Source organism: Mesorhizobium sp. WSM4308, assembly GCF_002294905.1.
In the GTDB taxonomy this organism is placed as follows: domain Bacteria; phylum Pseudomonadota; class Alphaproteobacteria; order Rhizobiales; family Rhizobiaceae; genus Mesorhizobium.
The window spans coordinates 44,385-57,487 of record NZ_NSFW01000018.1; the positions used below are offsets into that span (position 1 = coordinate 44,385).

At 64.1% G+C, this 13,103-nt stretch carries 11 protein-coding genes; 1 reads left to right on the top strand and 10 read right to left on the bottom strand.

Translation table 11 applies throughout. The features are described 5' to 3' along the window. The first annotated feature begins 7 nt into the window (after positions 1-7). Positions 8-2,821 (top strand): aminomethyl-transferring glycine dehydrogenase, encoded by a 2,814-nt coding sequence (gene gcvP / locus CK227_RS28240; protein WP_095772786.1) that lies wholly within the window; start codon positions 8-10, stop codon positions 2,819-2,821. 5 nt (positions 2,822-2,826) lie between these two features. On the opposite strand, the gene CK227_RS28245 is transcribed toward gcvP, so the two are convergent. The 10 genes from CK227_RS28245 to cpaB form a co-directional block, all read right to left on the bottom strand. After that, entirely contained in the window at positions 2,827-4,002 is a 1,176-nt protein-coding gene (locus CK227_RS28245) for a GGDEF domain-containing protein (RefSeq protein WP_095772787.1), read from the bottom strand. A 174-nt stretch (positions 4,003-4,176) separates the two neighbouring features. Beyond that, complete coding sequence (locus tag CK227_RS28250; RefSeq protein ID WP_095772788.1) at positions 4,177-4,650, bottom strand: hypothetical protein; 474 nt, start codon at positions 4,648-4,650, stop codon at positions 4,177-4,179. A gap of 160 nt (positions 4,651-4,810) precedes the next feature. Then, the gene (locus CK227_RS28255; RefSeq protein ID WP_095773082.1) at positions 4,811-5,635 is read right to left on the bottom strand and encodes a hypothetical protein; all 825 of its coding nucleotides are present in this window, start codon (positions 5,633-5,635) and stop codon (positions 4,811-4,813) included. 102 nt (positions 5,636-5,737) lie between these two features. Further along, the gene (locus tag CK227_RS28260; protein WP_095772789.1) at positions 5,738-6,703 is read right to left on the bottom strand and encodes a type II secretion system F family protein; all 966 of its coding nucleotides are present in this window, start codon (positions 6,701-6,703) and stop codon (positions 5,738-5,740) included. Position 6,704: 1 nt separating this feature from the next. Beyond that, a complete protein-coding gene (locus CK227_RS28265) occupies positions 6,705-7,670 on the bottom strand; it encodes a type II secretion system F family protein (protein WP_095772790.1) in 966 nt (321 codons plus the stop codon). Between the two features lie 4 nt (positions 7,671-7,674). Further along, positions 7,675-9,096, bottom strand: coding sequence for a CpaF family protein (locus tag CK227_RS28270; RefSeq protein ID WP_095772791.1), 1,422 nt, complete (start codon positions 9,094-9,096; stop codon positions 7,675-7,677). Beyond that, positions 9,093-10,307 carry a response regulator/pilus assembly protein gene (locus CK227_RS28275; protein WP_095772792.1) on the bottom strand — a complete coding sequence of 405 codons (1,215 nt, stop codon included), beginning with the start codon at positions 10,305-10,307 and terminating at the stop codon, positions 9,093-9,095. Before CK227_RS28275 ends, CK227_RS28270 begins: the two co-directional genes overlap by 4 nt. 35 nt (positions 10,308-10,342) lie before the next feature. After that, a complete protein-coding gene (locus tag CK227_RS28280; RefSeq protein ID WP_095772793.1) occupies positions 10,343-10,612 on the bottom strand; it encodes a hypothetical protein in 270 nt (89 codons plus the stop codon). Between the two features lie 4 nt (positions 10,613-10,616). After that, positions 10,617-12,002, bottom strand: a complete 1,386-nt coding sequence (locus CK227_RS28285; protein ID WP_245318128.1) for a type II and III secretion system protein family protein — start codon at positions 12,000-12,002, stop codon at positions 10,617-10,619. 90 nt (positions 12,003-12,092) lie between these two features. Beyond that, on the bottom strand, positions 12,093-13,019 hold the full coding sequence (cpaB, locus tag CK227_RS28290; RefSeq protein WP_245318117.1) for a Flp pilus assembly protein CpaB: 927 nt from the start codon (positions 13,017-13,019) through the stop codon (positions 12,093-12,095). Between the last annotated feature and the right edge of the window lie 84 nt (positions 13,020-13,103).

Sequence of the window (13,103 nt, forward strand, 5' to 3'; positions counted from 1 at the left end):
CACAGAGATGAAGACCGCAGCACTTACCCCCTTCTCGGCCCGCCATATCGGTCCTGGCGTCAACGATGTCAGGGCCATGCTTGCCGTTATCGGCGTTCCCTCCGTCGAGACGCTGATCAGCCAGGCCGTACCGCAGTCGATTCGCCTCGATCTGCCGCTGACCTTGCCCGCGCCGGCCAGCGAGGCCGAAGCGCTGGCCGAATTGTCGGCCATCATGGCGAAGAACACGGTGCTGAAAAGCTTCATCGGCGCCGGCTATCACGGCGTCCACGTGCCGCCGGTCATCCAGCGCAATCTGTTCGAGAATCCGGCCTGGTACACGGCCTACACGCCCTATCAGGCCGAGATCAGCCAGGGCCGGCTCGAAATGCTGTTCAATTTCCAGACACTGGTCACCGAACTGACCGGACTGCCGGTGGCATCCGCCTCGCTGCTCGATGAAGCAACCGCTGTCGCCGAAGCGGTCGGCATTGCGCTGCGCCACCACCGCGACAAGCGCACCAAGGTGGCGTTCGCCGGCACGCCGCATCCGCAGACGCTGGATGTGGTGCGCACCCGCGCCGAACCGCTCGGCATCGAGATCGACGGCGAGACGATCGACGACAACACCGCTGCCTTGCTCGTCTCCTGGCCCGACACCCTTGGCGTCTATGGCGACCATAAGGCGGCGATCGACAAGGCCCGCGCCGCTGGCGCGCTGGTCGTCTTCATCGCCGATCCGCTTGGCCTGACACTCACCGAAGCGCCGGCGAAGCTCGGTGCCGACATCGCCGTCGGCCCGATGCAGCGCTTTGGCGTGCCGATGGGCTTCGGCGGCCCGCACGCCGCTTACTGCGCCGTCTCCGATAAACTGACGCGCCTGATGCCCGGCCGCCTCGTCGGCCAGTCGACCGACAGCAAGGGCCGGCCCGGATACCGCCTGGCCCTGCAGACGCGCGAACAGCATATCCGCCGCGACAAGGCGACCTCCAACATCTGCACCGCGCAGGCGCTGCTCGCCAACATGGCGACGGCCTATGCCATCTGGCACGGCCCCGCCGGGCTGCAGGCGATCGCCGGACGCATCCACGCTCTGGCCAACCGCCTGGCGAGCGGCCTCAAGGCGGCGGGCGTTTCGGTGCTCGGCGCCAGCCGCTTCGACACGGTGACGGTTGAGGCGAAAGGCAAGGCCGCGCAAATCGCCGAAGCCGTCGAGACGACCGGCCGGCTGCTGCGCGTCCTCGACGCCGACCATGTCGGCATCGCCTTCGACGAGACTTCGACAGATGCCGATCTCGATGCGATCGCTTCCCTGTTCGGCGCCAAGGCTGCCCCTTCTGCCGACAGCACCGTTCCCGGCAAGCCGCGTGGAAAGGAGTTTCTGACCCAGCCGGTCTTCAACGAGAACAAGTCGGAGACCGACATGATGCGCCTGCTGCGCCGGTTGGCCGACAAGGATCTGGCGCTCGACCGCTCCATGATCCCGCTCGGATCCTGCACCATGAAGCTCAACGCGGCGGCCGAAATGATGCCGGTGAGCTGGCCAGGCATCGCCAATCTGCATCCCTTCGCACCGGCCAGCCATTCGGCCGGCTATCGCGCCATGATCGGCGAGCTGGAAGGCTGGCTATCCGAAATCACCGGCTTCGACGCGGTCAGCCTGCAGCCCAATGCCGGCAGCCAGGGCGAATATGCCGGTCTGCTCGCCATCCGCGCCTATCACCGCTCGCGCGGCGAAGGCCATCGCACGATCTGCCTGATCCCCTCCTCCGCGCATGGCACCAATCCGGCGAGCGCGGCGATGGCCGGCATGAGCGTCGTCGTCGTGCGCTGCCTGGAAGACGGCAATATCGACATGGACGATATGCGGGCCAAGGCCAACGAGCATTCCAAAAATCTCGCCGCGCTGATGTTCACCTATCCCTCGACGCATGGCGTCTATGAAGAAGGCGCCCGCCATCTCTGCGCCCTCATCCACGAGCATGGCGGCCAGGTCTATTTCGACGGCGCCAACCTCAACGCGCTGGTCGCGCTCGCCCGGCCCGCCGATATCGGCGCCGATGTCTGCCATATGAACCTGCACAAGACCTTCTGCATCCCGCATGGCGGCGGCGGCCCCGGCGTCGGCCCGATCGGCGTCAAGGCGCATCTGAAACCCTATCTGCCGGGCCATGTCACCGAAGGCTCGGCGCATGCCGTGTCGGCGGCACCCTTCGGCAGCGCTTCCATCCTGCCGATCACCTGGATGTATATCCGCATGATGGGCGCCGCCGGACTGAAGCAGGCGACGGAGACCGCCATCATCTCGGCCAACTATGTGGCGACACGGCTCGCGCCGCATTTCCCGCTGCTCTACAAGGGCCGGCACGATCGCATCGCGCATGAATGCATCCTCGACACCCGCGTACTCAAGGAGAGCGCAGGCATCAGCGTCGACGACATTGCCAAACGCCTGATCGACTACGGCTTTCACGCCCCGACCATGTCGTTTCCGGTCGCCGGCACGCTGATGGTCGAGCCGACGGAATCGGAGCCGAAGCGCGAACTCGACCGCTTCTGCGAGGCGATGATCGCCATTGCCGGCGAAGCCGCGAAAATCGCCAGGGGCGACTGGCCGTTGGCCGACAACCCGCTGGTCAACGCGCCGCACACCGCCGCCGAGACGCTGGCCGGCCAGTGGACCCACCCCTACTCGCGCCTGGAAGCAGCCTATCCAGCCGGCGACGCCGATACGGCGGCCAAGTACTGGCCGCCGGTGTCGCGCATCGACAATGTCGCCGGCGACCGCAATCTGGTCTGCTCCTGCCCGCCGCTGTCGGATTATCTGGGAGCGGCTGAGTAGCAGTCCTACGCAGAGCGCAAGGCCGGCTTGACCGGTTCGGCCTTGCCCATTCTTTTGCGGCTGATGACGCAGTTTCGGCCGGCGCGCTTGGCCGCGTAGAGCGCGGCGTCCGCCTCGGCCAGCACCTCGTCGAGGCTGCTGCCGTCGGCGCCGCCAAAGCCGATGCCGCCGCTGACCGTGCTGCGCAACGGACCGAGCGCGGTAGGGACGATTTCGGTGCCGAAGGCCACGCCGATCCTGCTGGCGAGATCATGGGCCCGCTCTTCCGTCATCCGCGACATGACGATGGCGAACTCCTCGCCGCCCAGGCGAAAGGCGTCGACGCCGGTCCTGGCATATTTCCGGATGACGGTGGCGAAGCGGCATAGCACCTGGTCCCCGACCGGGTGACCATAGATGTCGTTCGTCCTCTTGAAATGATCGAGGTCGAACATGACGACCGCCATGAACGGACCGAACGGCCGCTCGCCGTGGAGGGACATCAACCCGCGACGGTTCATCAGCCCGGTCAATGGATCGGTCATCGTCTCGGCCTTCAGCTCGATCTGCGCCTGCAGATGGTGCAGCGAGAGCGTCAAGGCACCCAGGCCCGTCATGCAAGCCACCGCCACGACGGAATTCAGACGTTCGGCCCAGTTGTCGGGCGCCGCCCCGAGCGCCCATTGCCCCTTGGCCATCAGAACCACACCGCAAAGGGCAAACGACACCGCGCAGGTGCCGCTCAGGAAGGAAACCACCAGCAGGATCCGGCGATCGTGGCTGCCATTGACCCAGAACATGGCTCCGATCGTCGCCAGCAGCACGGTCACCGTCGTGTAGGTGACAATGAAGCCGACACCGTCAAGACCGAGAAAGGTGAAGGCCGCGCAGACCGCCATGGCGGCAAGTGTCGGCACGATCGCACGCCTGTGGTCCGGCATGCCGAGATACTGCATGGCCGAAAGGCAGATGATCAGGAAGCCCAGGCTGAGCAGCGCCAGCGCTATCTGGCAAAGCAGAGGATCGGGTTCCTTGGTGTAGCGCCAGAACAGGATCACATGCGCGACAAGCACGATGATGCCGCACGCCACCGTAAACACGAAACGCGCCCGCGGCGCGGTGAGCCAGATGGCAAACATGGTGACGGCCAGGCATGTGCCCGACAGCGCGGCCGCGAGCAGGAGCGAACTGAAATCCAGCATATCGGGCGGGAGCCTCTCCAGCGTCGGCGGTTACGCCGCATTCTAGGTCAGCGGCAGCCCTCGAACATGGTTTTCAGCCGGTCTTTCGACCCAAGCTGCGGTTAGGGTTTACAAAGCGTCGACAGTGCCTGGCCGGAAATCGGACCCTTGGCCGGCGCGAGGATCGAACGCGCATCAGCCCTTGTTCAGCAAAGCGAGATTGGCGTTGACGACCGTCGGGTCGGCCAAGCCGGCCTTCGCCTCGAGCAGCAGCGCCCTGGCCTTCTTCTTGTTGCCGCGCAGCATTTGCGAATAGCCCATATTGTTGACGATCTGCGGTTTGCGGCCTGCGACCTTCAGGAGTTGGCCATATGCGCGGTCGGCGAAGTCGAAGCGGCCGAGCTCGTCATAGGAGGCGGCCAGCCCCATCCAGGCCTCCGCATTGTCGGCCTTCAGCTCGACGGCCTTGCGGAAATGCTGTTCGGCGAGACCATAATTGGCGTCGCGAAACTGCGCCTTGCCCTGCGCCAGGTCGGATGTGTCGACATCCTTCGCCGCCGGCTGGATCGCGGTCGTCTTGGTCGTGTCGACGTTGTTGTTCGTCGTACACCCGGTGATAACAAGGACGGCCGCCATCGTGGCCACCGCCGCAAATTGTGTCTGACGCATGCCCTGCCCCGTCGCCCGATTTGCCGGGTCGTTCTTCAGGTAAAGACTTTAGAGCAAATCGATTAAGCTTCGGTGCAGAAATGCAGCTAAGATTTGGGTTCCGCAATACCAGCCATTAACCACTGGGCCCCAACGCCTCAGGCGGACGCAGGAGGTTCTCTCACGGCGGATCGATGGCCTTGAGCGCCGCCGGAACTGGATAGCGGCTGCCGTCATAGCGCAGCCGGTGGGTCCGGCTCACCGACTTGCCGGGGTGGGACTGGCACTCGCCATCCTTGTCGGGCAACGGCTCGTCGGTATCCTGCCGCTCGACCGCGATGATGTCATGATAGCCGCGATGGATCGTCGGGCTCATCGCCAGGCTGACCTGGCTGGAATGAAAGGACCCCGCGCAACTGGCGTCGCCTTCGCCGCCATAGCCGGCTACGGCAAGCCCGTCGAGCACCGCACGTAGCGCGTTGCCGGCGATGGCGTAGAGCCGCAGGTCGGTTTCGTTGAAGGGATTGGGCTGTGAATGATTGGCCATGTCGATGCGCAGGCCGAAGGCCGTGACACCGGGCGCCAGCCCATAGCGGGCGGTATCGAATTCGATGCCCCGGATGGCGACGGCATCGTCGTTCATCAGCCTGGGCTGGAGCAGTCGCTGGCGTACCTGCAGGGTCTTCCTGTCGACGACCAGAAGCTCGATGTCGCCAACATGCTGGCCGTCGACGGATTGGGCGCTGTCGATCAGCGGCACCGCGGCCAGCAGAAGATCGTCATGGGCGGGCCAGACCTTGCAGACCAGGCCCGGAATACCGTCCTGAGGAACCGCGAGCGGGATGCTGGTATGCGGTTCGAGCGTGAAAGAGCGGCCGTCGGCGCTCTTTTGAAGCTTGGGATAAGCCTGCCGCAACAGTGCGGCGGCATCGCCGCAATCGTCGGCGGCGGCCAGGGCGGGCCACAGGCTGGCGGCGAGAGCGGCGGCACATAACAGTATTCGCATGGGATCCTCATGTTGAAGGGCCGAGTTCGGGCTGTCGGCCAGCTTGGCATTAAGCCCCGCAAGCCGCCATGTGCCAGGCTGGCCGCTGAACATCGATGTCGCCTAGTGGCTGCCCGTCATCTTGACGATGATCGGGATGACAGCGATCATCAGTACAACGGGCAGGATGCACACCGTCACCGGTATCGACATCTTGGCCGGCAAGGCATGTGCCTTTTCCTCGGCCAGCGACATGCGCTTGTGGCGCATTTCGTCGGAGAAGACGCGCAGCGCGCCCGACAGGCTGGTGCCGAGTTCCTTCGACTGCTGCAGCAGCGTGGCGAAGGAGCGAACCTCGTCCAGGCTGAGGCGGTCGGCGAGCGCCTTCAGCGCATCGTCGAGGCTGCGCCCTGCCCTTAGTTCCAGCGACACAAGCTGCAAATTCTGGCTGAGCGCCGGATAGGTCTTGGCGAGTTCCTTCGAGACGCGCTCGATACCGGCTTCCATGCTCATGCCGGCATCCGAACAGACGATCATCAGATCCATGAAGTCGGGAAAGCCGTTGCGGTACTCGCGCATCTTCTCCCGCACCTGCTGGGTCAGCACCAGGCCGGGCAGGAAATAGCCTGCCACGCCCGACAGGATGACGAAAGCCCAGCGGCTGGTCATCGTCGCTTCGGCGCTGGCCAGCCACTGGTTGAGGACAAAGGCGCCGATCGCGCCGCCGACCAGCGCCGAGAACCGTATGATGAAGAACGTGCCGACGGCGCGCGGCTCCATGTAGCCGGCCTGGATCAGCTTCATGCGCAACCGGGCGACATTTTCCGGATCGCTCTTGGCGTAGAATTCCTGCGCCCGCTTCACCGCCTTTTCGCGCACGACATTGGCGTTCTTCTTCTGCAGCGGCTCGGGCTTCGCGGCTACGGCGCCATGGTCGACCTTGAGCCGGCGCTTGACGTCGTTGCGGTCGCCCTTCGCCGCCACCATCGGCCAGGCGACGGCGACACTGCCCAAGGCCAGAAGCAGGATCGCCACCGGCATCAGGGAGGTCGGTGCGAGCGAGGCGAGGAATTCGATGAAGCCCTGCATGTCAGAACCTGAAATTCGACATCTTGAACATCATCAGATTGCCCAGCATCAGCCAGGTCACCGATCCGCCGATCAGGTACCAGGTTTTCGGCTCGTCCCAGACATCACGGTAGAAGCCCGGCATCAGCGCCATGATCGCGGCAAACAGCAGCGCCGGTATCGCCGTCAGGATGTAGGCCGACATGCGGCCTTCGGTCGAGATGGCGCGCACCTTGCGGCGAAGCTTGCCGCGCTCGCGGATCGTCAGCGCCAGGCCGTCAAGAATTTCGCGCAGGTTGCCGCCCGAACTGGACTGGATGGACACGGCGGTGATGAACAGCGGCAGATCCTCATGGCCGACCCTGTCGAACAGCGAATTCAACGCCGAGACCAGGTCGGAACCATAGGTCACCTCATCGGCGATGACGCCGAACTCGGTACCGATCGGATCGGGCATTTCGCGCGACACCATGGCGATGGCCACCGGCACGGGGTGACCGGCCTTGAGGCCGCGCGTGATCAGCTCCAGTGCCTCGGGCAGCTGCATGCCAAAGCGCTTGAGCCGACGCTTGCGCTTGGAGCGCATCACCATCACCGGCACCAGCGGCATCAGCACGACGAACAGGAGAAGCCCCATCAGCAGCGGCAAGCCATGCCAGATGGCGACCAGGGCCGCGGCCATCGCCACGCCCGAGGTGATCATCAGGAATTTCGACAGCGGCATGATCATGCCCGACTGCGTGCGCAGCGCGCGGAACCGGTCCGGCGAGAACAGCGAGGTGCCGGCGTCGAGGCCGCGCTCCTTGCGCAGTTGGATCAGCACCTGCTCCTGGCTGATCTTGCTTTCCTGCAGCTTCATGCGCCGGTTGATGGCGGTGCGTTTGTCGCTGCGTCCGGCATAGAGGAGATAGCAGGCCTCGGCGATCATGATGCCGGTAAGTGCAGCCCCGGCATAGACGACATAGATTGCGCTCAACCCGTCGAACACCTGGCTACTCCTGCGGCCGGCCGGGTTCGAAGTACCGTCCGGGAAACTCGATGCCCATGGCGCGCAGATCCTCAAGGAAGCGCGGCCGGATGCCGGTCGCCTCGAAATAGCCGAGGATGCCGCCATCGGCATCCATGCCGGTGCGTACGAAGCGGAAAATCTCCTGCATCTGGATGACGTCGCCTTCCATGCCGGTCACTTCGGCGACGCTCGTCACCTTGCGCTTGCCGTCGGAAAGCCGGGTCAGCTGCACGATGATGTCGATGGCGCTGGCGATCTGGCTGCGGATCGACTGCACCGTCATCGGCATGCCGGTCATGCCCAGCATCTGCTCGAGGCGCGAAATGGCATCGCGCGGCGTGTTGGCGTGGATCGTCGCCATCGACCCTTCATGGCCGGTGTTCATCGCCTGCAGCATGTCGAAGGCCTCCTCGCCACGGCACTCGCCGAGGATGACGCGGTCGGGGCGCATGCGCAGCGCGTTCTTGACGAGATCGCGCTGCTTGAGTTCACCATGGCCCTCGATGTTGGCGGGGCGCGTCTCCATGCGCGCGACATGCGGCTGCTGGAGCTGAAGTTCGGCCGCATCCTCGATGGTGATCAACCGCTCGTCTTCGGGAATGAAGGCCGACAGCGCGTTGAGCATCGTCGTCTTACCGGTGCCGGTGCCGCCCGAAATGATCGTCGTCTTGCGGGCGTGGACGGCCGCCGCCAGCACCTCGGCCATGTTCTGGGTGATGGCGCCGAATTCGACGAGCTTGTGCAGGCCGAGCTTGTTCTTGGAGAATTTGCGGATCGACACCAGCGGCCCGTCGACGCCGACCGGGCGGATGGCCGCGTTGAAGCGCGAGCCGTCCAGCATGCGGGCATCGACCATCGGCTGCGATTCGTCGACGCGGCGGCCAACCGCAGCGACGATTTTGTTAATAATTCTAAGCAGATGCGCCTCATCCTTGAACGGGATATGGACCTGCTGCAACTTGCCCTTCTTTTCGATGAAGCAGTTCTGGTGGCCGTTGATCAGGATGTCATTGATGTCGGGATCCTTGAGCAAGGGCTCGAGCGGACCAAGGCCGACCATCTCGTCGACGATATCGTCGACCAGCGCTTCGAGTTCGGCGGTGTTGATCGCCATCCGCTCCTGGCGGGTTTTTTCCGAAACGAAATCATGCACCTGACGGCGCATCTCCTCCTTGGGCAAGCGCTCCAGCGCCACCAGGTTGATTTCCTCGAGCAGCATGCGATGAATGCGCACGCGTGCATCGAGCACCTTGTTGGCGTTCTTTGCCGGCGCGACATCCGGCTTTGCCGGCAAAGCCTTCCGGCTGGTCGGGATGACGACCGCATGATGCGCGACCGGCGTCGACTCCGCCGGGCGCTGCGGACGCGCATCGCGGTTCTGCAGGGTGGAAAAACGGCTGGTCATCCGGCCTTCCTCTTCAAGAAGCCCTTGCCGAGACCGAACAGCGACTTCGATTTGGCTCCGGTCGCGACCGCCTCCTCCGGCAGGATGATCTTCTTCAGATCGTTGACGACATTGGCATTGGGATCGATCTCGTGCAGCGGCACGCCGCGGTCGACCGCCTCGCGCACCAGCCGGTAATTGTTGGCGATGCCGCCGACGAAATGCTCGCCAAGGATCTCCTGGACATCCGCCTGCTTGATGCCGTTGTCGAACATCTTCTGCTCGAAACGGTTGACGATGACATTCGGCTTCACTTCCTTGCCGGCGGTCTCATAGACCGCCTGGATCAGCCTTTGCGTGTGGCGCAGGCACGGCACCGTCATTTCGGCGACGATATAGAGCTTGTTGGATCCAAGCAGCACGGTCTCCGTCCAGGGAAACCACGTGCGCGGCATGTCGATGACGACATTGTCGAAATAGGCCGAGACGAGGTCCAGCATGCGCACCACGACGTCGGTCTTGAACGAGCGCATCTCCGCCGGATGCGTCGGTGCGGCCAAAACGCAAAGCCCGCTGGCATGCTTGGACAGCATCACGTCGAGCAATTGCCGGTCGAGGCGTTCGGGCTGGTTTTCGATCTCGGTGATGTCGAAACGCGGCTCGAGGTCGAGATATTCGGCACAGGCGCCCTGCTGGAAATTGAGGTCGACCACGCAGGTCGAGGCGCCGCGCGTCACCGAGTGATGCAGCTGGAACGCAGTCTGCAGCGCCAGCGTCGTGGTGCCGACGCCGCCGGCGGCCGGCATGAAGGTGTAGATCTGCGACTCGGTGTTTTCCTCACGCCCCGGCCCTTGCAGGGCCCGCACCACCGAGCGCACCAGATCGGCCGTGGTGATCGGCTTGACCAGGAAGTCCGCGACCTTGAGCTGCACCAGGATGCGGACGGCGGCGGCGTTGAACTCCTGGGTGACCACGACCACCGGCGCCTTGCCCTCCAGCCGGCGCATGACGCGCTGCAGCGACTCGACCTCCTCCAGTCTCGCCGCGTCCATGTCGACGATGATGGCGCCGAAGTCCGCTTCTTGGATCTCGCCGCGCAGTTCGGTGACATTCTTTTCCACTGTCGAGAGCTGGATGATCTCGGAGGCGGCGAATGCGGTCCGCGTGTCCTGCACGAAGGTCCTGTCCGTCGATACGAGCAGGATCTTCTTGGTCTTGATGCCGTTTGCCATTTTTGTCAGCCTGTGAGCGCGATCGCCCTTTGGGGTCAGTTGCCCGTGGTCTGTTGCGAAGCCTTCGTAGCGGCGGCCTGATCCGGCGTGACCGGCACGGCGTCGCCGCGCTTGGCAGGCACGAGAAGCCTTGTGTTCTGGACGCCGTACTTCCAGGGATCGACCATCTGCATGACGGTGTTGGCGGCCTGGGCGTCGCCGGAGCCCGGCGTCACCCCTTCGGTGCGTATGTAATCGTCGCTGGTGCAGCCGCCGGCCAAGCCGGCAAGAAGCAAGGCGACACTCGATTTCAAGGCCACACGCATGGCTTCAGTCCTTCGGCAGGTCGAGGAAGTGCCCGACCGTGGTGGCGGGAGCGGTCCGTGCGGCGCTGCCATCGGCCAGTGCCAGCGCCCGGCCAGTGTCCGACGCCTTCACCTCCTCGGTGTTGTTGAGGAAATAGTCGACATTGCTGGCCGGCCGCGTGCCGTCGGTCGGCTCGACCATTTTCTTCGACGGATCGACCGGCTTGACCAGGTAGGGCGTGACGATGATGACCAGATCGGTCTCGCGCCGCTGATAGGATTTCGACGAGAACAGCGCCCCGAGCACCGGCATCTTTCCGAGGCCGGGAATGCGCGACGTGGTGATGTCGTTTTGCGACTGCAGCAGTCCGGCGATCATGAAGCTCTGGCCGTTCTTGAGATCGACCGAGGTCCTGGCGCGGCGCACGATGAATCCCGGCACCGAGATGGTGCCGATGTTGTAGGAGGACGACGCATCGATCGAGGAGACTTCCGGCGCGATGTCGAGGCTGACCAGCCCATCCTTGAGGACGGTCGGCGTGAAGTCCAAGCTGACGCCGTATTTCTTGTAGCTGACGGAGATCTTGCCGTTGTCTTCAGAGACCGGGATCGGGAATTCGCCGCCGGCCAGGAAGCTCGCCGTCTCGCCCGAGCGGGCGATCAGGTTCGGTTCGGCCAGCCGGCGGGCGAGGCCGCGCTCTTCCAAGGCCTTGATGGCGATGTCGATCGACACGCCGTTCGATAGCAGCCGGCCGATGATTTCACCGGTTCCGGCCGTCGGCACGGTTCCTGGGTCGAGCGAAACATCGCGCCCGCCGAAACCGTAGGCGAAATTGGCAGCGTATTTGGCACCCAGATCCTGCCCCGCCTGGCGGTTGATCTCGACGAAGCGTACGTTGAGCTGAACCTGCTGCGACGACGAGATGTTGACCGAGTTGATCACTTCCTCGGTGCCGGAAAAGCGCGTTGCGATCTTGTTCGCCTTTTCGGCGGCGACCGCATCATCCGCCTCGCCCGATAGCACGACACGGCCATTGGCCGAGCCGACCTTGATCTTGGCGTCCGGCACGCTGGCGCGGATGGTGCTGGCCAGTTGATCCGTGTCGAGCGTCACTTCGATGTCGACGGTGCCGACGAGTTGCTTCTTCTCGTCGAACAGCGCAATGCCGGTTGTGCCGAGATTGTTGCCGAGCACATAGAAGGATTTGTCGGTCAGCGGATTGACGTTGGCGATCTCAGGATCGCCGATGACGATCTGGTAGAAGGCGGCACTCGTCACGATCGTCTTGGGCTTGCCCTTGGCGACCTTGATCGACGCATTCTTGGTCGCCGAGACATAGACGATGTCATTGTCCGCCTTGGCCAGGCCGGGCAAGGCGAGCATCCCGCCGGCAACCAGCGCAGCAGCCATCGCCAAGGCGCGCGCAAAGCGCGATCGGTCCATCATTCGATATAGGGTACGCATCAACATTGCCCTGTCCCGTCCGGTCCCCACCGGCTTTTACTTCTGGTCCCGCTCAGGAACCTGATATTCCTCGGCCTTCGTGCCGCGCGTCACGATGACCGTCTTGAATTTCGGCTTCTCCGGCTCCTTGGTCACTGCGTCGAACAGCGAGCCGGCCGCGGCCTGAGCCTTGGCCGCCACCGATCCGCCAAAGGACGAGATGGTGGTGACGCCGTTCTTGCCGTCGCCGCCTTCGCTGGCGGAGCGCAGCGACAGCGACAGCGTGCCGACGGTGCGGGCAAGCGCCACTTTCTGCGCGCCTTCGGTCGTCACTTCGATGGTCACGGAATTCGTGATCTGCGGCGTCGTCTGGCGCTCGTCGGCACCCTGGCCGACACTCAGCACCTTGGCGTCGGCAACGACGATCTCGGAGGTGACGGTCGAACCGGCCGCGCCTTGCGCGTTCTTGGCGACTTCCTGGATTTCGCCGGCATCGCGCGTCAGCACCACATCGACGCGGTCGCCCGGCGTGACGAAGCCGCCGACACCGGCGATCTCGTCGGTGCGGATGGTCACCGCCCGCATTCCGGGCGTCAGCATGTTGGAGAGCGTGGCGCGACCGTTCGGTCCCGACAGCTTGGTCAGCAGCAGCGGCTCGTTGACCTCGATCGGCGACAGCACGATGCGATTGCCCTCGCCGAGCAATCCGTCGATGGTGGCAAAGGCACCTTGCGGCAGCGAATCCTGCGGCCAGGGGATCTCGATCAGCTTGGCGCGGTCGAGTTCCTGGCCGTAGCGCAGCGGCGCTTTCGCCACCACGATGGTCTTGAATTCGATCCTGGGCGCTACCGGAGCCGCGATCGACGCCGTCTTCTCTTCGGCATCGGCCTTGGCCTGGCTCTTGACCCAGAAATCCGCGGCAAAGATCGAGATCGCGCCGAAAACGGCGGCGATGCCGATCATCGTTATGGCCTTGCCCCTCACGCCGAAACCCCTGATGCCCGTCGTTTCTTGTTTTGTTAGGCTCACGCTAGGCGGGTTTGTTAAAGAAACAGGAATCTTGAAAGG

Coding starts and splice junctions, on each gene's coding strand:
- CK227_RS28285 (WP_245318128.1), bottom strand. CDS start 12,002: ATGGCTGCTGCGCTGGTTGCCGGCGGGATGCTCGCCTTGCCCGGCCTG.
- CK227_RS28275 (WP_095772792.1), bottom strand. CDS start 10,307: ATGGCAAACGGCATCAAGACCAAGAAGATCCTGCTCGTATCGACGGAC.
- CK227_RS28250 (WP_095772788.1), bottom strand. CDS start 4,650: ATGCGTCAGACACAATTTGCGGCGGTGGCCACGATGGCGGCCGTCCTT.
- CK227_RS28280 (WP_095772793.1), bottom strand. CDS start 10,612: ATGCGTGTGGCCTTGAAATCGAGTGTCGCCTTGCTTCTTGCCGGCTTG.
- CK227_RS28245 (WP_095772787.1), bottom strand. CDS start 4,002: ATGCTGGATTTCAGTTCGCTCCTGCTCGCGGCCGCGCTGTCGGGCACA.
- CK227_RS28260 (WP_095772789.1), bottom strand. CDS start 6,703: ATGCAGGGCTTCATCGAATTCCTCGCCTCGCTCGCACCGACCTCCCTG.
- gcvP (WP_095772786.1), top strand. CDS start 8: ATGAAGACCGCAGCACTTACCCCCTTCTCGGCCCGCCATATCGGTCCT.
- CK227_RS28270 (WP_095772791.1), bottom strand. CDS start 9,096: ATGACCAGCCGTTTTTCCACCCTGCAGAACCGCGATGCGCGTCCGCAG.
- CK227_RS28255 (WP_095773082.1), bottom strand. CDS start 5,635: ATGCGAATACTGTTATGTGCCGCCGCTCTCGCCGCCAGCCTGTGGCCC.